The organism is Myxococcus guangdongensis, from assembly GCF_024198255.1.
Classification (GTDB): domain Bacteria; phylum Myxococcota; class Myxococcia; order Myxococcales; family Myxococcaceae; genus Myxococcus; species Myxococcus guangdongensis.
Window position 1 is genome coordinate 34,829 of record NZ_JAJVKW010000027.1, and the last position, 22,097, is coordinate 56,925.

Annotated in this window: 13 protein-coding genes; 6 read left to right on the forward strand and 7 right to left on the reverse strand. The window is 71.5% G+C overall.

Features of this window, described 5'->3' with window-relative positions; genetic code table 11:
- The first annotated feature begins 45 nt into the window (after positions 1-45).
- The 3 genes from LXT21_RS43655 to LXT21_RS43665 all read left to right on the forward strand — a co-directional run bounded on the left by LXT21_RS43655 (position 46) and on the right by LXT21_RS43665 (position 10,288).
- On the forward strand, positions 46-6,576 hold the full coding sequence (locus LXT21_RS43655) for a HEAT repeat domain-containing protein (RefSeq protein WP_254044193.1): 6,531 nt from the start codon (positions 46-48) through the stop codon (positions 6,574-6,576).
- Positions 6,573-8,417, forward strand: coding sequence for a GNAT family N-acetyltransferase (locus LXT21_RS43660; protein ID WP_254044194.1), 1,845 nt, complete (start codon positions 6,573-6,575; stop codon positions 8,415-8,417). The genes LXT21_RS43655 and LXT21_RS43660 overlap by 4 nt, the downstream gene beginning before the upstream one ends.
- A 410-nt stretch (positions 8,418-8,827) precedes the next feature.
- Positions 8,828-10,288, forward strand: a complete 1,461-nt coding sequence (locus LXT21_RS43665) for a reverse transcriptase family protein (RefSeq protein ID WP_254044195.1) — start codon at positions 8,828-8,830, stop codon at positions 10,286-10,288.
- Between the two features lie 101 nt (positions 10,289-10,389).
- Here LXT21_RS43665 and LXT21_RS43670 read toward each other — a convergent pair whose 3' ends face one another.
- The gene (locus tag LXT21_RS43670; protein WP_254044196.1) at positions 10,390-11,286 is read right to left on the reverse strand and encodes an alpha/beta hydrolase; all 897 of its coding nucleotides are present in this window, start codon (positions 11,284-11,286) and stop codon (positions 10,390-10,392) included.
- Between the two features lie 168 nt (positions 11,287-11,454).
- Between LXT21_RS43670 and LXT21_RS43675 the strand changes: the two genes are divergently transcribed.
- A complete protein-coding gene (locus LXT21_RS43675) occupies positions 11,455-12,981 on the forward strand; it encodes a GMC family oxidoreductase (protein ID WP_254044197.1) in 1,527 nt (508 codons plus the stop codon).
- A 63-nt stretch (positions 12,982-13,044) separates the two neighbouring features.
- Here the strand turns inward: LXT21_RS43675 and LXT21_RS43680 are convergent, their stop codons facing one another.
- The 5 genes from LXT21_RS43680 to LXT21_RS43700 form a co-directional block, all read right to left on the reverse strand.
- Positions 13,045-13,191, reverse strand: a complete 147-nt coding sequence (locus tag LXT21_RS43680) for a hypothetical protein (RefSeq protein WP_254044198.1) — start codon at positions 13,189-13,191, stop codon at positions 13,045-13,047.
- Between the two features lie 207 nt (positions 13,192-13,398).
- Positions 13,399-13,812, reverse strand: coding sequence for a hypothetical protein (locus LXT21_RS43685; RefSeq protein WP_254044199.1), 414 nt, complete (start codon positions 13,810-13,812; stop codon positions 13,399-13,401).
- Between the two features lie 95 nt (positions 13,813-13,907).
- Positions 13,908-15,053: a bestrophin family protein gene (locus LXT21_RS43690; RefSeq protein ID WP_254044200.1), complete on the reverse strand. Its 1,146-nt coding sequence runs from the start codon at positions 15,051-15,053 to the stop codon at positions 13,908-13,910.
- Positions 15,054-15,207: 154 nt separating this feature from the next.
- Positions 15,208-16,839 (reverse strand): apolipoprotein N-acyltransferase, encoded by a 1,632-nt coding sequence (gene lnt / locus LXT21_RS43695; RefSeq protein WP_254044201.1) that lies wholly within the window; start codon positions 16,837-16,839, stop codon positions 15,208-15,210.
- Positions 16,836-17,399: a hypothetical protein gene (locus tag LXT21_RS43700; protein ID WP_323395764.1), complete on the reverse strand. Its 564-nt coding sequence runs from the start codon at positions 17,397-17,399 to the stop codon at positions 16,836-16,838. Before LXT21_RS43700 ends, lnt begins: the two co-directional genes overlap by 4 nt.
- A gap of 186 nt (positions 17,400-17,585) precedes the next feature.
- Here LXT21_RS43700 and LXT21_RS43705 point away from each other — a divergent pair, with 186 nt between their 5' ends.
- Positions 17,586-18,491: a hypothetical protein gene (locus tag LXT21_RS43705; RefSeq protein ID WP_254044203.1), complete on the forward strand. Its 906-nt coding sequence runs from the start codon at positions 17,586-17,588 to the stop codon at positions 18,489-18,491.
- A gap of 94 nt (positions 18,492-18,585) precedes the next feature.
- Here the strand turns inward: LXT21_RS43705 and LXT21_RS43710 are convergent, their stop codons facing one another.
- Entirely contained in the window at positions 18,586-19,674 is a 1,089-nt protein-coding gene (locus LXT21_RS43710; RefSeq protein WP_254044204.1) for an SGNH/GDSL hydrolase family protein, read from the reverse strand.
- 220 nt (positions 19,675-19,894) lie between these two features.
- Here LXT21_RS43710 and LXT21_RS43715 point away from each other — a divergent pair, with 220 nt between their 5' ends.
- Positions 19,895-21,214, forward strand: a complete 1,320-nt coding sequence (locus tag LXT21_RS43715; RefSeq protein WP_254044205.1) for a chloride channel protein — start codon at positions 19,895-19,897, stop codon at positions 21,212-21,214.
- Positions 21,215-22,097 lie beyond the last annotated feature (883 nt).

Below are 22,097 nucleotides of genomic sequence, written 5' to 3' on the forward strand. Positions count from 1 at the left end.
TTCCCAGCGTATCGGGTGCCCGATGGGCGCCCCGGAAAGAACACCATGTCCGTTCTCGCCATCGGCAACATCGAAAAGCTCCGCGCGCTCGCGGCGAACCCCCGCGTGCTGCTGCTCGGCGGGGCCCGCGCGTCCGCGCCCAGCCGCCTCACCGCGTTCGACCTGGCCTCCAACAAGGTGCTGTGGAGCAGTGAGCTCCCCTCCGCCGTGAGCGCCCTGGCCCTGTCGGGCGAGCGCTTCGCCGCGGCCCTGGCCGACGGCACCCTGTGCCTGGGCACCGTGTCCGACGGGCAGGTGCAGACGCGGCTCACCGACGCGCATCCGGGCGGCGTCACCGCGCTCGCGTCTAGCCACGACGGCAAGGTGCTGTTCAGCGCGGGCGCGGACGGCGTGGTGCGCGGCTGGGAGTGGGACGGCGCGCGCAAGGCGCACGAGTGGAAGGCGTCGCCGCAGCCCCTGCGCGCGGTGGCGGTGGACCCGTCCGGGACCTTCATCGCGTGCGGCGGTGATGACGGCGTGGTGCGCTCCTTCACCCAGGCCACCGGTGAGCGCCGGGACATGGCGGGCCACGAGGGCGCGGTGCGCGCGCTGGCCTTCACGCCGCGCGACGGCCGGCTCGCCTCCGGTGGCGACGACGGCAAGGTGCGCTTCTGGTACCTGGTGGGCGCGGTGGAGTTCGAGGTCCGCGGCGACAAGGACTCCGGTCACGCCGGGGCGGTGCTCGCGCTGGTGTTCCCGCCCACGCCCGCCGCGCAGGACGACGAGGAGCCCGGCGACCGGGTCTGGTCCGCGGGCAGCGACGGCAAGGTGAAGGTGTGGCGGCTGGATGAGCGCCGCAAGCCGCGCACGCTGGACTGCGGCAGCAAGCCGGTGAACGCGCTGGTGTTCGTGGCGCCCGGCAACCCGCGCGAGGCGCGCACGTCGCTGGGCGCCCTCTTCACGGCGGGCGAGGACCGGCGCGTCTTCCGCTTCGGCATCGAGACGGACGGCAAGCCGGCCAACGGTCAGGTCGTGTCGCGGCACGGGCTCGACTTGCTGACGGAGTCGCTGAAGGCGGGGCGCCCCAAGCGCGAGGCCGCCGTGCGCGAGGCCGCGGCGCTGGAGGAGACCGAGGCGCTCGACTTCGTGCTCCAGGTGCTCTCCACGGACAAGGAGGCGGAGGTGCGCCGCCTCGCCGCCCGCGAGCTGGGCGAGAAGGGCCGCGTCGCCGCGCGTCCGAAGCTGCGCGAGCGCCTGGACGACGACCATCCCCAGGTGCGCGCCGAGGCCCTCAAGGCCCTGGAGGCGCTGGAGACGGAGTCGCCGCTGGCCGCGCCCCGCGCCGCGCTGGAGTCGCGCTTCGTGGACATGCGCGTCGCGGGCCTCCAGCGCCTGGCGAAGCTGGGCCGCGCGTCCCCGCTGGTCCCCGCGCTCATCGCCAGCAAGCTGGGTGAGACGGACGCCACCGTGGGGCTGGCCGCGCTGGACGCGCTCTCCTCGGTCTCCGCGCCTGCCGACACCGAGCCCCTGCGCGCCGCCTTCGAGCGGGGCCAGCCGCGCCTGCGCGTGGAGGTGCTGGTGCGCATCGCCGGGGCGGGCCTCCTGGGCCACGCCCAGCTGCAGCCGCTGGTCGCCCGCGCGCTGGATGACGCCGACGCGGACGTGCGCCGCGTGGCCTTCACCATCCGCGTGCTGGAGCGCCGCGCCCTGGCGCACGCGCTGGAGAGCCGCGACGAGGACTTCGCGCGCTCCACCAAGGACGTGGCCCGCCGGCTCGCGCAGCGCTCGCGGCAGGGACAGACCTCCGCGCTGACGGACGCCGACGTGCAGGCCGCGCGCGACGCGATGCCCGCGCAGGGCGCCGTGGGTGCCTCGCTGACGGAGAGCGACCTGGAGCCGCTGCTGGCGGCCATGGCCTGCCGCACGCCGGACACGGCCGTCCGGGGCGCTCGGGGCCTCGCGCAGCTGGGGGATGCCCGGGCGCTGGGCGCGCTCCTGCAGCTGTCGCGTGAGCCCGACCCCGCCATCCGCCGTCAGGCCGCCGCCGCCCTGCAGGCACTGCAGGACGCGCGCGCCCGCGAGCGGCTGGTGTGGATGCTGGACGACGAGAACGCGGACGTGCGCGCGACCTCGCTCGACGCCGTGGTGGCGCTGGACGCGGAGGCGCCGCTGGCCTCGGCCGAGGCGGCCCTGCGCTCCGGCCACGAGGACGTGCGCGTGCGCGGCCTGGACCGGCTGGTGAAGCTGGGCGCCGCGGCCCAGGGCGCCGAGCCGCTGCTCGGTGACGCGCTGGAGGACGAGTCCGCCAAGGTGCGCGGCGAGGCGTTCCGCACGCTGTGGGCGTGGAACGAGAAGGTGCCGGAGAAGGCGCTGGACCGCGCGCTCGCGGGCCGCTTCCCGGACCTGCGTGGCCGCGCGGTGGAGGTGCTCGCGCAGCGCGGCGCCGAGGGCTGGGCGCAGGAGCGGCTGAAGAAGTCCGTGGAGGACCGCGACGTCGGCGTCGCCACCGCCGCGTACGAGGCGTGGGTGAAGCTGGTGGGCAAGGAGAAGCCCGAGCCGCACCTGGCCGCCCTCGCGTCGACGCACCCCGCCCTGCGCGTGCTGGCAGCGAAGGGCTCCGTGCACGCGCCCGCCGAGCCCCTGCGCTCGCCGCTGCTCAAGCGCGTGCAGGACGAGGAGCTGGAGGTCGCGGTCGCCGCGCTGGAGGCGCTCGACAAGCTGATTCCGAGCGAGAACGGGCCGCTGCTGGCGGGCCTGTCCTCCGCGGCGCTGCCGGTGCGCGTGCGCGCCTCCGAGCTGCTCGCGCCCCGTGGCGCCGAGGACATCATCGAGCCGATGCGCAACCTGATGGACAAGGAGCTCGAGCGGCTGTACCCGCCCGCGTTCCTCATCCCGCTGCGCATCCGGGGCGCTCGTGCCCTGGCGACGCTGGGCTCGCGTCGGCTGCTGTCCTGGTTCGCCACCACGCTGCTGACGAGCGAGCTGGGAGATTTGCAGGAGCAGGGCGCGCGCGGCCTCGCCACCGCCAGCCGTCGGGGCGACGAGGGCTACCTGCTGGACGCGCTCAGCCACGCCAACGTGGCGGTGCGCTCGTGGGGCGCGGACGGCCTGTCGCGCCTGGGTGATGCGCGCGCGCTGCCGGTGCTCACCGGCAACCTGCGCCATGACCACCTGCCCATCCGGCTGGGCGCCATCCTCTCCTTCGCGGCCCTGGGCTCCGAGGGCGACGGCGGCCTGCTGCATGGCCTGGAGGACCGCGCCCGCGAGGTGCAGGAGATGGTGTTCGCCATCGTCCTCGCCCGGGACTTGCGCGCCACCCGTCGCGGGGAGCCGCCCGACCTGCTCGCCAGCGCGCTGTCCAGCGGACGCCCCGAGGTGCGCTACGCCGCGGCCCGCGCGCTGGAGCTGCGCACGGAGACGGACGCGTACCGCGCCAACCTCGTCGAGGGGCTGCTGCCGCCCAAGCCCGACAAGGTCGGCGACATGAAGGACTGGCCCTCCGAGGAGGACCGCGCCAAGCGCATGGTGGGGCTCGCCGAGGCCCTCTCCAGCGGTCAGCCCGAGCAGCGCTACGCGGCGGCCCAGGTGCTGCTGCTGCGCAACAAGCCGCTCGACTACTTCCGCGAGGCGCAGAAGGTCGCCCGGCCCAGCTCGCTGGACGCGCCGTGGAAGCCGGAGACGGCGCCCACCGTGTCGCCCGTGCAGGCCACGCCCGCGAAGAGCTGGCTGCGCCGGCTGTTCTCCGCCACCAAGCCCGGCACGCCGGAGACCTCCTCTCCCGAGGCGGCCACCCACGCCGAGCGTCAGCACCTGCGCCGGCTGGCCTTCGGCGCGTACGTGGGGCTCTTGCGCCAGGTGTCCGCGGGTGACGACGAGGGTCACCGCGTCCGCCGCGACGCCGTGGACCGGGTGGTGAAGCTCACGCAGGAGGGCTACGCGGGCACGCCCGCCGCCGTGGCCGCCCTGCTGCGCGCCCTGGAGGATCCACACCAACTGGTGCGCAAGGCCGCGCTCACGGGCCTCAAGGAGCTGTTCCCCGCGGGCAGCGACGAGCCGCTCTCGCTGGCCCTGGCCTCGCTGGCGCCGGACGTGGCGCGCATCGCGCTGGACGAGCTGGCCGAGCGGGGGGACGCCGCGAAGCCGCGCATCACCGCCGCGCTCAACTCGCCGCTGTCGGACGTGCGCCGCTACGCGTTCGAGCTGCTCGAGAAGCTCAGCCCGCCCGGCAGCCTGGAGCCGCTGCTGGCCGCGCTGGGCAGCGAGCACGCGGACCTGCGCGTGGGCGTGATTGAGCGGCTGGCCGGCGCCAACGACTCGCGCGTCACCGAGGCGCTGGGTCGGGCCATGTCCAGCGAGCACGAGGACCTGCGCCTGCGCGCGTCCGAGCTGCTCGCGTGGCGCGGCGACGAGCGCGCGGTGGAGGTGCTCGCCTCGTTCCTGCGCTCGGAGACGCCCGCCGTCGCCAAGCGCGCGGTGGAGGCGCTCGCCCGACTGGCCACGCCCACCGCCGTGAGCGCCCTGGCCGCGCGGCTGGCGGTCTCCACGGACCTGCACGAGCGACTGCGGCTGGTGGACGCGCTGGGACAGACGCGCCGCCCCGAGGCGCTGGACGTGCTGGCGCGCCGCGTGCTGGAGGACGACACCAGCGCGGTGCGCGTCGCGTGTGTCCCCGCCGCGATGCAGGTGGCCGGCACGGACGTGAAGAAGCGCGACGCGGCGCTGGCGCTGCGCTTCCTGCGTCCGGCGGTGAAGAGCCTGGACGTGGCGGTGCGGCTGGCGGCCCTGCGCGAGCTGGAGCACGGCGCGGAGGCCGGTCAGTCCGAGGTGCTGGTCAGCCTCTTCAACGACCGGGACGTCACGGTGCGCGCCGAGGCCGTGGGGCTGTACTCCAAGCGCGTCGTCGAGCACGCCGCCCCCGTGGGCCCGCTCGAGGACGTGCTGCGCGGTGGGGCTCGCGAGCTGATGCTGCCCGCCGCCGAGGGCGTCGCGCACCTGCGCGGCGTGAGCGCGCTGCGGCCCCTGCTGCTGTACTCGCGCGCCGGTGAGGACGGGCAGCGCGAGCGCGCCCTGCTCGCCCTGGGCACGCTGGGTGACGCGCGGGCGCTGAGCGAGCTGGAGACGGTGGCCGCCGGTGGCACGCCCGAGGCGCCCACCGAGCCGAGCATGGTGTGGGCCGCGGTGGAGGGCCTGGGTCGCCTCGCGGGCCGGCTGCCGGACGGCGAGGAGCGCCGCCGCGTCGAGGAGAAGGTGGAGGCCGCCGCGGTCGAGGGCGCCGACTCCTCGCTCCAGCAGGCGGGCGTGAAGGGCCTTCGCGCCATCGGCGGCGAGCGCGCCCGGGTGAAGGTCGAGGCGCTGCTGCTCGACACGGACACCCACCTGCTCGTGCGAATCACCGCCGCGCAGGAGCTGGGCAAGCTCAAGGACGTGGAGGCGGAGACCACGCTCGCCACCATCCTGGACGACTCCACGGAGCTGCTCCGCAAGGAGGCGCGCAAGGCGCTGGACGAGCTGTTCCCGAAGGAGCGCACCCGCGTCGAGTTCCTCGCCGTGGCCAGCCGCTACCAGGACATCTCCGAGCCGGCCGTCACGTACCTCTCCCGCGAGGGTGACCCGGCGCTGCTGGTGCCCCGGCTCGCCACGCTGACCAACGAGGAGCTGCGGCTGAGCCTGCGTCGGGGACTCTCGCGGCGCGGCGCGCTGCCGGTGCCCGAGACGGTGACGCTGCTGGAGCACGACAAGGCGGAGGCCCGCCAGGAGGCGGCCCTGCTGATTGGCACGTGGACCGGCGAGGCGCGCGCCTCCGGACAGGTGGACGTGGCCGGGCTGTCCCGCGCGCTGGTCTCCTCCGAGCGGCGCACCGCGAAGGACTGGGCGGCCACGCCTCCCGGCCCGAAGAAGAACGCGCTCGCCTCCGCGTGGGAGCGCATCCTGTGGGCCGGCTCGCGGCTGGGCACGGCGGGGCTCGCCGACTCCGCGCGCGACATCCTCAAGGCTGGCGAGGCGGGCTCCCCCGCGACGGTGCGTCAGGAGGCGGCCCGCGTGCTGTCCCGCCTGGGCACGGCCGGCGCCACGCTGAAGCTCCAGGGCCAGGACACCCCGGCGCCCGTGCTGTCCAACGACAAGGAGCGCACCGCCTCCGCGGACGTGCTCAAGGGCGCGCTGACGGACCCGGATGCGCGGGTGCGCTCGGCGGCCGCGGATGCACTGGCGCGGCTCTCCCCCGAGAAGGCCGCGACCTGGGCGCTGGAGGTGAAGCCGTTCGACCCGGTGGCCCTGGGCCCCACGGGCGCGAAGGTGCCCGCCGACGCCCTGGCCTCGTCCGAGGGTCGTCGGCTGGCCGAGCCTTCGTTGCTGGGTCAGGGGAATCTCGCGCCGCTGGCCGCGTTGGCCCAGAGCGCGAAGCCCGAGGTGAAACAGGAAGCCTGGGCCGGCATGGGCCGGCTGGGCGGTGACGAGGCAGCGAAGCTGCTGCACACGGCCGCCTTCGACAAGTCTCAGTCCGTGGAGCTGCGCAAGGCCGCCTGGCGCGCCCACAAACGTGCACGTCGCGCCGCCGAGCGCGCGAAGAACCACCGGAAGGAAGGGAACCCGTCGTGACGACCGCCACCCGTCACCCCGTCGAGCTTCGCTACGCCACCGCGAGCGACGTGGAGTCCCACGCGGACGCCTCGCGCGTGCTCCTGGCCCTGGAGGGCTCGCGCGGCACCGTCGGCGTGCGAGGCCGCCTCAAGGACGCGTCGCTGTTCCGCGACGCGCTCACCGCCACGTTCGGCATCCTCGCCAGCGACCTGCGCTACCGGGGCAAGGACCGCACCGCGTACCTCGCGTACCTCATGAAGAAGGGGAAGCGGGCGAGCGCGCAAATCTGGGAGGCCCAGAAGGCCTTCCTCGACAACGCGCTCGACGGTGAGCAGAAGCAGGACGCCGTGCTGGACCCGGTGCTCACCGTGGACCCGGACAGCGTCTCGCTCGAAGTGTTCTCCCGCGACGAGAGCGCCTACGCGCGACTGTCCCTGGACAACAGCCTCTTCGAGGGCCGCGAGGCCGCGCACGGCTCCACCTTCCTGGACGTCCCGTCGGACCTGCTCTCGCGCATGGACCGGCTGCGCACCTACCTGCCCGTGTCGCTGGAGGCCCACGTCGCGCTGCCCGCCAAGGAAGCCCGTGAGCCGCGCAACGTGCAGGTGCCGCACGCGTGGCTGCGCGGCTTCCTCCAGGTGCAGTCCGCCGCCACGCTGCCCGCCAACACGTGCGAGCTGGCGCCCATCGACCTGTACAACCTCCTCTTCGCGCTGCGCACCCGCAAGGCGAAGAAGGCCCCGCGCGCGCTGCGCTTCGAGCTGGTCCCCGGCGCTCCGCCCAGGCTGGTGCTGGAGCCGTGGGAGCTGGTGCTCGAGTGCCACGGCGGCAAGTACACCGGCACCGCGCCCGCGGTGGTGCGCACGTTCGGCCGTCAGCGGCTGGTCGCGCTCGCGCGGCTGTTGCCGCATGCGAAGTCCGTGCGCCTGCAGCTCATGGGTCCGGGCCTGCCGGTGTTCTGGGTCATCGACATGGGCCAGGCCACGCTGACGATGGGCCTCACCGGCTGGACGGAGAGCGGCTGGTCCTCCGCCGCGGCCTTCGACGTGCTGATGCCGCGCGCGGTGCCGGAGGGTCTGGCCGAGAAGCTGCGCGGGAAGCTGCGCGCCGATGGCCCGCAGTCCTTCGAGCCCCTCGTCGCCGCCGCGGAGGGCGCGAAGAAGGAGCAGGTGCGCGCGGCGTTGCAGCTCGAGTGCCTCCGCGGCCGTGTCCTCTTCGATGTGGCGCAGGGCAAGTACCGCCCGCGTGAGCTGATGGCCACGCCCGTGGACGAGTCCGTCATCCGCTTCGGCAGCGAGCGTGAGGCCCGCGCCCACCGCCTGCTCGGCGACGGCGGCCCGGGTGCCGGCGAGGTGAAGCTCACCAAGGTGCACGACATGGTGGGCGAGGGCACGCGCATCCACGGCGAAGTGGTGGACCGCGAGGCCGTGCGCAGCTTCTTCCCCAGCTTCACGTTGGACCTGGAAGGCCGCGTGAAGGACGCGTCCTGCGGGTGTCCGCACTTCCGCCGCTCCGGCATGCGCGAGGGACCGTGCGAGCACCAGCTCGCGCTGCGCCTGGTCTACGCGCGCCGCCGCACCGAGGAAGAGGCGCTCCGGCAGACGCCCGAGGGCCGCAAGCACATCCGCGCCGAGACGCGCTCGTACGTGCGTCGCGACGCGGAGAGCGGACAAGAGATGGTGTACCGCGTTTCCTTGGATGGCCAGGTGGTCGCCGTGGAGTGGGGCCTTCGCACCGGCGAAGCGCGTCACCAGCGGCTCTGGTTCGACACGGACGTGGAGGCGCGCACCGCATATTTCACGCGCCTGGAGAAGCTTTCGGCCGACGGCTACATCGACGCGGCCTCGTCATTGGTGTAAACACTCAACCACGGCTCGGTCGCCTTCGATGGCGGCCGACAGGGAAGGTGCGACGGAAGACACGATGAAGCGCGCTTCACGCGCGAGCAGCCGAGAGAGGTCTGGAGTGCATCAGCCTGAGCGCCTCGAGCGCGGGAGCGGCGTTGCGCCGCTCCGGTTTGAATGCAGGACACTCTCCGCAAGGTAGCCTGTTCTTGGCTCTCTCCCTCACCTGCACTACGGCCGGGGTGGGCAGCGGAGCCAACGACGCGACCGCCGTTTGCCCACCCCGGCCGTAGTGCAGGTGAGGGGAGAGCCGGTGAGGCTACCGTGCCCCAGGTGAGATGGTGGTGCTTTCCTGGCCTCCCTCGACTGCTCGCGAATGACAGCCGCTTCGTCCGAAGCCGCCGCGCCCCCTCGAAGGTGCTGACATGACCGCCAGGCTGGAGTCGTTCGTCCCCGCTGCCGCGCCGCAAGCCGTCGCGACGCCAGCGCCCCAAGCCCCGTCCGCCACCGCTGTCGCTCAACGCGAAGCGCGTCGCGCCGCGCACGAGGCGTTGCTCGCCCGATGGAAGGCCATCGTCGAGGCCGGCGGCGCCGATGCCTGGGCGCAAGGCCAGTTGGTCTCTCGCGGCCTCGCCGTGGGAGAGCTCGACTTCTCCAGCGCCTCGGAAAAAGAGAAGACGGCGTGGAAGGAGAAGAAGAAGGCCGAGGCGGCCGAGCGTCGCGCGCTGGGGCGCCAGGCCCACGAGGCCTGGAAGGCCACCCACGTGGGGCACCTGGGTGCCGGGGTCCACTGGGAAGAGGACGGCGGCGCCGACAAGTTCGACATCGCGCACCGTGAGGAGCGCGCCCGCGCCAACGGCCTGCCCGAGCTGGGCTCCGCGGAGGTGCTGGCCAAGGCGCTGGGGCTGAGCGTCTCCAAGCTGCGCTGGTTCGCGTTCCACCGCGAGGTGGACACCGGCTCGCACTACATCAGCTGGGGCATCCCCAAGCGCGACGGCGGGACGCGGACGATTACGTCCCCCAAGCCGGAGCTGAAGGAAGCGCAGCGCTGGGTGCTGTCCAACGTGGTGGAGCGGCTGCCCGTGCACGGCGCGGCGCACGGCTTCGTCGCGGGGCGCTCCATCCTCACCAACGCGCTCGCGCACCACAGCGCGGATGTCGTGGTGAAGGTGGACCTGAAGGACTTCTTCCCCTCCGTCACGTGGCGCCGGGTGAAGGGGCTGCTGCGCAAGGGCGGCCTGCCGGAGAACACGTCCACGCTGCTGGCGCTGATGTCCACGGAGGCCCCGCGCGAGGCGGTGCAGTTCCGCGGCAAGACGCTCTACGTGGCCAAGGGTCCGCGCTCGCTGCCGCAGGGCGCGCCCACGTCGCCGGGCATCACCAACGCGCTGTGCCTGAAGCTGGACAAGCGCCTGTCCGCGCTGTCGAAGAAGCTGGGCTTCATCTACACGCGCTACGCGGACGACCTCACGTTCTCGTGGACGAAGACGAAGCAGCCCAAGGCGCGTCGCGCGCAGGGTGCGCCGGTGGCCGTGCTGCTCGCGCGCGTGAAGGACGTGGTGGAGTCCGAGGGCTTCCGCGTGCACCCGGAGAAGACGCGGGTGAGCCGCAAGGGCACGCGTCAGCAGGTGACGGGCCTGGTGGTGAACAGGGCCCGTGACGGCGTGGCCTCCGCCCGCGTGCCGCGCGATGTGGTGCGCCGCCTGCGCGCGGCCATCCACAACCGTCAGAAGGGCAAGCCGGGCCGCGAGGGCGAGTCGCTCGAGCAGCTCAAGGGCATGGCCGCCTTCGTCTACATGACGGACGAGGCCAAGGGCCGCGCCTTCCTGAAGAGCCTGGAGCAGCTCGAGGCCCGCGAGAAGGAAACGGCCCCGAAGGCTCCGTGAAGTGATGGCGTCGCGGGCTCGGCGGTAGGTGACTCACCTCCGGGTCCGTCGACAGCCGCCGAAGTCTGAGGCGACTCGCACGCGCCTTTGAGTCCGTCGGCTCAGGGCGCGGGATTCGCCGCGCTCCCCTCCCCGCCTCCGAGCAGCGCCCCGTCGAAGAAGGCGCGCAACCTGCGGGGATACTCCTGGGGCTCCACGGTGGCGAAGCCGCCATGCCCCGCGCCCTGGATGCGCCACGTCTGCGCGTACTCACGCACGTGGGCGAAGAGCTCATCCGCGAGCGGCTGACCCGACTCCTCCGTCCCCATCACGATGAACAGGGGCCGGGGGCGGATGTGGTCCACCGCGTCGATGGTGCGCACCTCCTCGATTTGGACTCCGCGCCGCCAGAACGGCACCAGCGCGCCCGTCTGGGTGATGACGCCGAAGCGCCGGAAGTCATACGCCGCCGCGAGCCACAGCGTGTTGAACGGGGACAGGAGCACCACCGCGCGCACGTCCGGGTCCTTCGCGGCCACCTCCGCCACCGCGGCGGAGCCAATCGAGAATCCCAGCGCGCCCACCTTCGCCGGGTCCACGTCGGGCCGGGCCCGCACGTACTCCAGCGCGGCCCGCACGTCCCGCCGCTCCAAGTCGCCCCATGTGGACGTCTCGCCCTGACTTCCGCCGTGCGCGCGCAGGTCGAACAGGAGCACGCCATAGCCCGCGTCCCGCAGGATGCGCGCCTCCGGCAACACATCCGCGCGCGTCTGTGAAAGGCCGTGCGTCATCACCACCGCGGCGCGGTTCCTCGAGGGCACGTACCACCCGCGCAATTCCAGCCCGTCCGAGGTGAAAAGGCGCACGTCCTGCGCGTCCGCGAAGTCCGCGGGGCGCTCCGGCGCCACCCGGGGATAGTGGAAGTACGCCTCCGAGTGCCGCAGCGCCCGAGCGAAGAGCGCCAGGGTCGCGAGCACCCCCAACGCCACCACCGCCGCCACGACTCGCCGCCACTTCATGCAACACCTTCCCCGGGCATCCCCCGGCTGCTCGCCCGAGCCTCACGCGAGTCACTCGCGACACAGGCGGGCGTCCAATGGTCAAGCTCGCGCGCCGCAGCTTACACTGCGCCGAATCAACTCGCGGTGCGTCACGCCGCGCATCCCCTTTGCACTCGCCGGGTCGCTGTGAGCACGTCCAAGAAGACTTTCGATGCGGTGGTGGTGGGCTCCGGCGCGTGCGGTGGCTGGGCGGCCAAGCAGCTCACCGAGGCGGGGCTGAACGTCCTGGTGCTGGAGGCGGGGCGCAGCAACCAGGCGGACAAGCTGCTGTGGGTGATGCACCGGGTCCGCCAGAAGCTCTTCCGCTACCAGGCGGAGACGGACAGCGCGCGCAAGCAGCGCCAGTCGGTGCAGTCCACCACCTTCGCGTGGCCCTTCCATCCGCACGCCTTCGTGGATGACGTCGACAACCCGTACACCACGCCGAAGGACGCGCCCTTCACGTGGATTCGCGCGCGGCAGGTGGGCGGACGCACCTCGGTGAAGGCGCACGGCCGCCAGTTCTACCGGCTGTCGGACTTCAACTTCAAAGCAGGCGGGCGCGACGGTCAGGGCCCGGACTGGCCCCTGTCGCTGGCGGACCTGGCGCCGCACTACGAGACGGTGGAGCGGTGGATGGGCCTCCACGGCAACACGGACGGGCTGGACACGCTGCCCGACTCCATCTTCGCCGCGTCCATCGCGATGAACCCGGCCGAGCAGCGCCTGAAGGAGCGCGTGGAGCGCCGCTGGCCCGAGCGCCGCGTCGTCGTGCGCCGCACCGCGGGCGCCCCCGTCACCATCCCCGCCGCGCTCAAGACGGGCCGGCTCACCCTGCGCACGCACGCGGTGGTGGACCAGGTGCTGCACGACGCGAAGACGAACAAAGTCACCGGCGTGCGGTACATCGACTCGGACACGGGCAAGACGCACGAGGCCCACGGCCGCGTGGTCATCCTGGCCGCGGGGACCATCGAGACGACGCGCCTCATGCTGCACTCGAAGAGCGCCGCGTTCCCGGAGGGCCTGGGCAATTCGTCGGGGCAGCTGGGCCGCAACCTGATGGACCACACGTACCTGCTCGGCATCGAGGCGAAGATGAACCTGCCCGCCTCCGAGCAGCGCGCCGAGCAGAGCTGGGCGTACATCCCCCAGTTCCGCAACGTCACGACCAACGCGGAGGGCTTCTCGCGCGGCTACGGCGTGCAGGTGTTCACCTTCGGGGACTCGTGCCACTTCGTGCCCTTCGGGGAGATGGTGCCGCGCGCGGACAACCGCGTGACGTTGAACCCCACCGTGAAGGACCGCTGGGGGATTCCCGCGGCGCACATCGAGTGCCGTCACTCGGACAACGAGCTGCGCATGAGCGCGGACGCCGTGGCCGCCTGCCAGGAGATGATGAAGGAGGCGGGCTTCACGGTGGAGAAGGTGAACGACACCCTGTCCACGCCGGGCATGGCCATCCACGAGGTGGGCACCGCGCGCATGGGCACAAGCCCCAGCACCTCCGTGCTCAACGCGTGGAACCAGAGCTGGGACGTGCCCAACCTCTTCGTGATGGACGGCTCGGCGTTCCCCTCGCAGGGACCGCAGAACCCCACGCTGACGATGATGGCCCTGGCCGTGCGAGCCAGCGCGCACCTGGTCAGCGAGCTCAAGGCCGGCAGGCTCTGACGCGCACGGAGGACACGGCCACGCACTGGAAGGTGGCCGTGTCTCCTCGCGCCGTCACGGGCCTCAGGTCTTGGGGCCGGGGCCCTGGCCCTCGTACTTCTTCTGCTTCTCGCGCAGGCTGAGCCGCGAGCTCCACATCGCCGGTGTCATCACCACGATGAGCAGCGTGAGCAGCACCGTTCCAATCATCAGCTCCCAAATCATGTCCATGGCTTCGCTCTTCTGGATTCTTCAGACCGACTGACTGCCATGCCGGGGAGAGCGAACGACTCGCGCACCCGGCTCCTCAGGGACACTCCGAGGGCGGCACGCCTTCCGTGGGCACACGGACGCGCGCAACCCAGGCGCGAGGCGGCCTTCGCGTGACTCCCGTGGGACTTCAGCGGGAGGACGCGACGTCGCCGCGCGCCGGAGCGCTCAGATGAGGAGCGTGCGGATGCGGAGGAAGACAGGCGGTCCCTGGGCGGGAGGCACCTCCCACCAGGAGAGCGAGCGCTGAGGCACCCACTCCGGCGGACGAGGAGCCGCCCAGGCGACCGGGAGCAGCACGGGAGGCGCCACGACGAAGGGCGCTCCACTGGAGCCACCCGCCTCGGTGGGCGCGGGCAAATCCCAGTGCGGCTCCTCGCAGCAGTTCCAGCTCAGCGCCGGGCCGTCGGGCGAGGAGGAGGCCTTGTGGCCGCCTTCCTTCTCGTGCTCGTGGCAGCGGCACTTGGTGGCGCGGGTCGCGACCTGCTTCTCGCAGTAGTGCCCCAGGCCCGCGACGCCGCTGGCCAGGACCTGCCAGCCGACGAGCAACACGAGCGTGAGGATGCGGGACAGTCCGGACACGATGCTTCGGGTATACGCCGCGCGTGGGTCCGCCGCAACGCGAGGCCCGGGGGTGCGACGTTCCGCCCTGACAGACCCCATTCGGGCAGCTCGTTTCAGTACAAGAGGCCCTTCTGCGGCTGCACGGGCTGGGGCAGCTCCGTCTCGCCCAGCATCTGCCGCAGGTTGATTTCGATGGTCCGGCTGAGGGCCGTCATCGGCGTGTCGCTGACGTCGTCCTCGAAGGGCGTCTCGATGTCGCGGCCCACCGCGTCCAGGCCGATGAAGAGGAACGCGATGATGGCGGTGACGATGGGCATGAGCCAGCCCAGCTCCTCGACGACGCCGAGCGGCAGCAGGACCAGGTAGGCGCGCGTCATCACGTACAGGAGGATGTCGTACTGCCGGGGCAGCGGCGTGTTCTTGATGCGCTCACAGGCGCCGAGGAGGTTCGTCATCTCGGACAGCGTGCGGTCCATCGTCACGTGGAGGAAGACGACCTTCTGCGGGTCGGAGACCTGGCCGTAGATGCGGCGCAGGCGGGTGGCCATCCACAGGAGGATGGCGGAGGGGATGTTGTGCTCCTCGCGCAGGGCCTCGATGACGGCGGGCCGGAAGAAGCGGACGATTTCGGGCAGCGGGTCCTGGCGGCGCAGGTGGCAGCGCAGCGCGTGCACGAAGCCCATCTGCGCGTAGACGAGCTCGCGCGCGTCCTCGGTGATGCTCTCCACCATCTTGGTGATGATGCCCCGCTGCTCCTCGGGCGGAGTCTCCAGGACGGCGATGTGCTCCAGGGAGACCTTGGCGTCGGTGGGCATGCGCGCCTGGCCGAACCTGTCGCGCACGGCGCCGTCGCTCGCGCGCGGGCCCCTCACGGTGCCGGGTCGGTCCACGGCGGTGCGCAACAGGCGCGAGGGCACGGCCGCGAGCTCCACCTCGGAGAGCGGCTCCTCCTGCGTGGTGCCGGGCCGAGGCAGCAGCGTGAGGACCTGTCGGGCGAAGGAGCGCGACCAGTTCACCACGCCGCCCCACAGCGTGCGCGCCTCCCACCAGCGGTCGTAGGCGGAGTTGTTGCGGAAGGCGAGCAGCACGCCGAGCGCCGCCGCGAGCACGGTGATGGGCAGCGCGGGCACCGCCAACCAGGACGCGCCATACGCGCGGTAGCCCACGATGATGGCGAGCGCGAAGAGGACGTGCAGGGTGACGGGTAGGCCCGTGTAACGCAGGATGATGCGCCAGGACAGACGCCGACCGACAATCATCGCGAGGGGACTCCGAGGACGAGGTTGCGCCGCGCGGAGCGTGTAGTGACGACGACCGGGGCTGACAACGGCGGGCGCCGGACTGTCACCCGGATGTGTCACGCACCAGCGCGGACCCGAGTCCCGAGTGTCCTCAAGCGAGCAGAGTCCACCGTCAGCGCCGTGAGCCGCGAGCTCCCAGCACCGCGCCGCCGAGCAGCGCCACCGCGCACACCAGCGCGACAGGGCCCAACCAGTGGCCCCAGGTGAGCGCCAGCGTGGACAGCCCGGGAGACGCGGGCACCCGCATGACCTGGGTGCCTCGCTGCGCGTCGGCGATTTCGGAGAGGACCTCACCGGACGCGTCGATGAGCGCGGACACACCGGAGTTCGTCACGCGCACCTGCGGCCTGCGCGTCTCGATGCTGCGGAAGATGGCGTGCGTCAGGTGCATCCTCGGGCCCGGCGAGCCGGTGAACCACGAGTCGTTGCTCAGTGTGACGAGCAGGTCCGCGCCCTGCCGCACCTGCTCCGCGACATGGGACGGGAAGACGGTGTCGTAGCAGATGAGCGGCGCGACCTTCAGCACGCGTCCATCCCGCCGGCGCAGCGACAACGTCCGAGGCCCTGGGCCCGGTGTCCAGCGTCCCGTCCACGGCAGCCACTCGCGCAACGTCGGCGAGTCGAGGGTGTCGGGCACCCACTCCGTCAGCGGGAAGAGCTTCGACTTGCGATACACCGTGCGCTCGGGAGCGGCACCTTCACGAGTGGGGGGCGCGAGGAACATGGCGGCGTTGAACTCACGGCCGTCCTCGACGTCGTACGAGCCGAACACGAGCGGCACGTTCCGCGCGGCGACGTAGCCGGCAATCTCCGCGTCGAGCTCCGCGCCCGCCTCGCTCTTGGGGACACCAAAGGGCGTCGGGTACACCGTCTCCGGCCACACGAGCACGTCGAGCGGCGCCTCACGCAGGAGCGCATCCGACAGCGCGTAGTGTGTGTCGAGCACCGTGCGCACCACCTCGTACGCGCCCATCTCCGCCTTGAGCTTCTCGTAGTTCGTGATGTTCGCCTGCACCGCGCCCACCACGAGCGCCGGCGTCGCGTCCGTCGCCGCGCGCACCTGGGACAGCCGCAAGGCCCCGTAGCCCGTCAGCCCCATGAGCAACACCACCGCCACGCCCAGAGGACGCAGCGCGCGCGCCACGCCTCGAGCGCGGAAGACCCGCACCGTGCCGAGCAGACACTCGTTGACCGCCAGGAGCACGAGCGTGAGCCCCGCCGCGCCCGCCACATCACCGAACTGCCGCAGCCGCTCCGAGTAGACGAAGCCCTGTCCCAGCGTGTCCGAGAACAGCTTGGGCGCGAGCCACTCGACGCCCACGTACACGAGCACGCTCGTCACGGCGGGCAGCCACGCGGCGCGCTCGCCCACGGCGCGGCGGGCCAGGTGACGTGCGAGCGCGGTGAGCACGAACTGGGGTTGGAACACGGGCGCGAGCAGCAGCATGGCGCCCCAGCACAGCCACCTGGGCGCGCCCGAGTAGCCCTGGAGCGCGGTGGGGAACCAGTGGAACACCGTGGCGCAGAACGTGACGCTGAGCCCCACGCCGAGCGCCAGGGCCTCCTTCGACGAGCGCGCGCGGTCCACGGCCGCGAGCCAGAACGTGAGGGCCACCCACCCCAGCGCGGTCCACGGCGAGACGAGGGACGAGAAGGCCCACAGCGACACGGTGGTGAGCGCGACGGCGACCAGCGCGTCGGCCAGGTGTCTTCCGGGCGAGGGCTCCAGACGGCCGAGCTTCAAGGCGCGTCCTTGGACTCGTCGGACTTCGGCAGCTCCAACATGCGCAAGGGCATCCCCGGAGGCGCCAGCTCCTCGGGCACCACGCGGTTCTCCGGCATGGGGATGGGCTGGCCGTTCGCGTCCACCGGCTTGTGGTCGGGATGGAACATGAGGATGGCCTCGACGCGCTCACCTTCGTCCGTCGACTGGTAGTGGCGCACGTAGCCGGGCGGCAGCTCGAAGTCCTCGGGCACGACGATGCCGCGCTTGAGGGGCTTGGTGCCGCGCTTGTACAGCTGGAGTCCCGTGGGCTGCTCCGAGGGCATGTCCGGCTCCGGCGCGGGCGGCGGCGCTTCTTCGATGGGCGCGGCCATGGCGACAGGCGCCTGGGGAGCCGCTCGCGTCGCGGCGCGAGGCACCGGGGCGCGCGCCACCATGGGAGCGGGCTCGGCGACAGGCGCGGGGGCCTCGACGAAAGGAGGCGGAGCCTCGACCTCCACCGCCGAGGCGCTCCACCACAGGCTCACCGCGATGCTCAGCACGGTGAAGACGAGCGCGCCGCCCACCAGCCACTTCGCCACGCCACCTCCCGAGGAGGGGCGCGAGGCGGCCACGTGGGTGACACCGTCACGGTCGACACGGCGTTCAGGAGATGGTTGCTGCGGCCGCATGCTCGCCGGGAGACCTCCGCGCTGCGTATGCTACGGACAGCCTCTCGCCGAGGCAATTCGGCCACCTGGCCCCCGGCGACCCCGCTCCCTCGCGCCATGAGCCTCTCCTCCGTCGACGCCCTCCCCTCCCCCATGCCCACCGCCGAGCCCGAGCGCTTCACGCTCCACGCCTGGACGACGGCGCAACGCGGCGTGGCCGTGACGGCGCGCCTGGTGATGATGACGTGCCTGCTGGCCTTCACCACCTGGCTGATGTCGGACATCCTGCAAGGCACGCAGACGCTCACCGCGCAGCCGCTCATCCTCGGCCTCGTCTTCGGCTGTGGGCTCCCGGTGGTGCTCGTCGCGGGGATGCGCGTCCGGGCCCGCGCCACGCTCGAGGTGGGCGCCTCGGGGCTCGCGCTCGCGCTGCGAGACGGCGCGCGGCTGGAGGTTCCGCTCGAGGTCGTGGACACGGTGCGCCCGTGGCGACTGCCGCTGCCGGGCCCGGGGCTCGTCGTGCGCATGAAGTCGGGACGCGCGTTGGGGCACGGGCTGGAGGTCGAGGACGCGCTGCCGCTGCTCGTCGCGCTGGGCCGCCTCCAGGGCTCGCTGGGTGAGTCGGCCTCGCATCCGCTGGTGCGCTACGGACGGGCGCGGCGGGAGCTGTGGAAGAAGCGCTGGTACCACCTGCTGCTCAAGCTGGTGGTGTTCCCGCTGGTGCCCGCGGGCATCTTCTTCCGGGCGCACCAGTACATCGCCTTCGGCGGTCCGTTCGGCGAGTACCAGGTGTCGGGGCTCGCCGCGTACCTGCGCTCGTTCGGTCGCTACTACGCGCCGATAGCGCTGAGCCTCCTGCTCATCGCCGTCTTCTGGCGCGCGGTGGCGGAGGCGCTGTCGCTGGCGGCGGCGAAGTGGACTCCCTCGTGGACGCGCGGCGTGCGCCGAGGGGCCGAGTGGTGCTGCCGCCTCGTGTACTACGGCGGCATCATGGCCTTCACCGCGCTGCGCTTCCTGTCGTGAGGGCCTGGCTGGAACGACGAAGGCCCCCGACGCTCGGACGAGCATCGGAGGCCCTGGGATGCAGCGACTCACCCGCGCGGAGCGGGCGCTGACATCACGGCGTCGCGGGGTTGAAGCGCGAGCTCTCCCAGCCCATGCGCTCGTGGCCGGTCTTGTTCCACTCGGGGTTCTTGCCGTTGACCACCTGGGTGTCGGTGAACTGGGGCGCGCCCGTGCCGGAGCCCGAGCCCGAGAAGATGCTCACGCTGATGGTGGTGCCGAAGTACGTCGGGTGGGTGTTGTCCGACTGGATGTAGTCGTAGCTGGTGCTGGCGTTGACGAAGTGGGTGTTCGCGTCGCGCAGCGTGGAGCGCAGGGCGCCGGTGATGCGGGCCACGTAGGCGGCCTCGGTCTCACCCGCGACGTAGCGCAGGGCGGCCGAGTCCACCTGGCCATCGCCGTTGCTGTCGTAGTCCGCGGCCATCATCTCCGCGAAGGAGTCCGCGCACTGGAAGCCGTACTTCGCCGCCAGGTTGCACGTGCGCCAGTTGCTGCGCGCCAGCAGCGGCAGGAACTTCACCTGCTTGTTCACCGTGGCGCCCGTGGCCGAGTCACGGCAGGACGTCTGCACGTTGTCCGCGTCGAAGCCGGGGTAGTAGATGTTGGAGACAATCTTGACCTTGGCCGACGTCGCGTACTGGTTGATGGCCTGCATGGCCCGCTCCGTGTACGTGGTGCAGGCCGCCAGCGCCGCCTCCAGGCCGCTGTAGTCACAGGTGCCGGACTGACCCGAGAACGCGCTGCGCGCCTGCAGGTAGTCATTGCCGCACATCTCGAACATCACGGCGCGCGTGTTGGCCGTCTGCATGTACGAGCGCTCGGAGACAATCTTGTTGTTGTAGATGTCGTCCGCCTTCGCGCCGGACTTGGTGCGGCGGATGACCTCGATGTCCGCGTTCCACGTCTTGGCCAGGTACTCGCCCTGCACCACGGGGGCCGCGCGGCGCGCGACGGCGGAGATGCCACCGTTGTAGCCCGCATAGATGGAGTCGCCGTACGCCACGACGCGATACTTCGTCGTGGACGTGGACCGGTCGATGGTCCACGACGTGTTCTGGTTGATGGTGCTCGCCAGGGCGCTACCACTCACCGCTGCGGTGGCCACGGCAACCGCGAAGGACAGCCCATTGCGACGGAAGAACATGCCCGCTCTCTTCTCTTCCCACGGGGGGATGTAGGGGGAGACCGAACCGTACACGCCGTCGATTCGTGAATCACCCGCAAACTGGAATAACGCGTTCAGTCAGAATTCGAGGAATGCGTGAAACTTTGTCCCACGAGGGCTTGGGGTGTCTGATTCCTGACGCGGCGCGACGCATGACGCGGTGTTTCACAGTGTTTCAATACAGCGGGAGAAAGCACAATTGAGGTGGACGACGGGAGCGCGGGTGTTGGCGCAGTGGCTGGTGCTGGGGGCGCTGGTGGGGGTGGTGTGCGGCGTGGCGTCCGCGGGGTTCCTGTGGCTCCTGGAGGAGGCGACGCGGCTTCGGGAGGCGAATGGGGGGCTGGTGTACGCGCTGCCGTTGGCGGGTTGGGTGTTGGGGGCGGTGTATGCGCGGTGGGGAGGGCCGGTGCGTGGGGGGAACAACCTGGTGTTGGAGACGGTGCACACGGGGGATGCGCAAGTGCCGTTGCGGATGGCGCCGATGGTGTTGGTGGGGACGGTGCTGACGCACCTGTTCGGCGGAAGTGCGGGGCGGGAGGGGACGGCGGTGCAGATGGGAGGGAGCCTGGCGGACTGGGTGGCGCACCGGTTCCGGGCGGGGGTGGATTTGCGGCGGGAGCTGTTGGCTGCAGGGATTGCGGGCGGGTTCGGGTCGGTGTTCGGGACGCCGGTGGCGGGGGCCGTGTTCGGGTTGGAGGTCGTGGTGGTGGGGCGGCTCGGGTACGAGGCGCTGTTGCCGGCGCTGGTGGCGTCGGTGGTGGGAGACGTGGTGACGCGGGGGTTGGGGATTCACCACACGGTGTATCCGGTGCCTGGGGCGTTGCCGTTGACTGTGGTTGTGATTGGGAAGTGGTTGGTGTTCGCGGTGGGGGTGGCGGCGGTGGCGGTGGTGTTCGTGGAGGGGTTGCACCGGTTGAAGGCGGGGATGGAGAAGCGGGTTCCGTGGTTGCCGTTGCGGATGGCGATGGGTGGGACGGCGGTGGTGCTGTTGTGGCTGTGGGTGGGGACGGATGCGTATCTGGGGTTGGGGGTGCCGGGCATCGTGCGGGCGTTCGAGGACCCGGGGCTCCCTGTCTCCGCGTTCGCGTGGAAGCTGGCGTTCACGGTGGTGACGCTGGGGACAGGGTTCCTGGGTGGGGAGGTGACGCCGCTGTTCTTCATCGGGGCGAGCTTGGGGAACGTGCTCGCGCGGATGTTGGGGTTGCCGGTGGACCTGGGGGCGGCCGTGGGCATGGCGGCGCTGTTCGCCGCGGCGGCCAATACGCCCCTTGCGCTGTCCATCATGGCTGTGGAGCTGGTGGGGGCAGGGGTCCTGCCCCACGTGATGATTGTGGCTACGGTGGCGTATGTGTTGACGGGCCACCGGGGGATTTATCCCGCGCAGCGGATTGGGCGGCGGAAGGACGGGGGGCCGGGGTTTGGACGGTGGGTTCCGCTGCGGGAGTTGGAGAGCACGGTCCCCGGGCCTGTCACTGAGCGACCCGGGGACGGTGGACCTGGGGGTCAGGGCTCTGGGTAGTGGAAGACGCGACCGTCGTCACCGACGATCCATATGTCTCCGGACGCGGTGATGGCGATGTCATTCAGGGGGACAGTCGCTGTGGCTGCGGGCAAGTCTGGGCCCTTGGCCCAACCGTATGGCGTCAGGCGACGCAGCCTGCCATTCGCGCTCCCATCCACCATGTAGCACTGGTCCGCCAGCAGGCGTTGCTCTGAGCTCTGCCCGTCATTGCGCATCACCACACTGGTGAAGGGGACATTCACTCCCACAGGTGCATCAACCCGGTTCCAGGTCACATTTCCATCCCAGCGCCACGCGGCCCCGTTGTCGCCCACCGCGCAGGCTTTGTTGGCAGTTCCCATCCATACAGCCCTCGCGGAACCCGCCGTGTTTCCTGGCGCGTGTGAGTGACTGGCGGCAGTCGCAGTTCCCCCAGGTGTCACCGCATAGCCACGGAACCTCTGCCCACTACCACTTCCTGTCGTACCGCCAACTGCAAGAAGGAACTCCTCCTGCAGCCCGTGCATCCCGTAGAAGTTGACCACATTGTCGTCCAGCTCGGTAAACGGCGACGCAGGCGGTTGCGTCCCTGGCGCATACCGATACAGTCGGCCCGTCGTATCCGTGATGTAGAACACGCTTCCACTCGGCGCCGGGAAGCCCACCAACGCCGTGATGTTTGCTCCACTTGGTATAATTCCGGGGCTGCAATTGAATCCACTCGTACCCGTGTGAACAGCGAGCCATCCACCTTCTCCACCCAGCCAGACATTTCCTGAGGGATCCACCCAAGAAGCTGTCCAGTTGTGATCCCCACAGTTGTTCGGGTTCGCAGGCGCACTACCGTCCCCCGGCTGCGTCGTCGCGTCCCCAAAGCTGAAGCTCTCGAACTTCGCACCGG

What these genes read in the sequence shown, in the direction of transcription:
- LXT21_RS43655 (WP_254044193.1), top strand. Translation starts at nt 46, where the DNA reads ATGTCCGTTCTCGCCATCGGCAACATCGAAAAGCTCCGCGCGCTCGCG.
- LXT21_RS43665 (WP_254044195.1), top strand. Translation starts at nt 8,828, where the DNA reads ATGACCGCCAGGCTGGAGTCGTTCGTCCCCGCTGCCGCGCCGCAAGCC.
- LXT21_RS43670 (WP_254044196.1), bottom strand. Translation starts at nt 11,286, where the DNA reads ATGAAGTGGCGGCGAGTCGTGGCGGCGGTGGTGGCGTTGGGGGTGCTC.
- LXT21_RS43680 (WP_254044198.1), bottom strand. Translation starts at nt 13,191, where the DNA reads ATGGACATGATTTGGGAGCTGATGATTGGAACGGTGCTGCTCACGCTG.
- LXT21_RS43690 (WP_254044200.1), bottom strand. Translation starts at nt 15,053, where the DNA reads ATGATTGTCGGTCGGCGTCTGTCCTGGCGCATCATCCTGCGTTACACG.
- LXT21_RS43705 (WP_254044203.1), top strand. Translation starts at nt 17,586, where the DNA reads ATGAGCCTCTCCTCCGTCGACGCCCTCCCCTCCCCCATGCCCACCGCC.
- LXT21_RS43710 (WP_254044204.1), bottom strand. Translation starts at nt 19,674, where the DNA reads ATGTTCTTCCGTCGCAATGGGCTGTCCTTCGCGGTTGCCGTGGCCACC.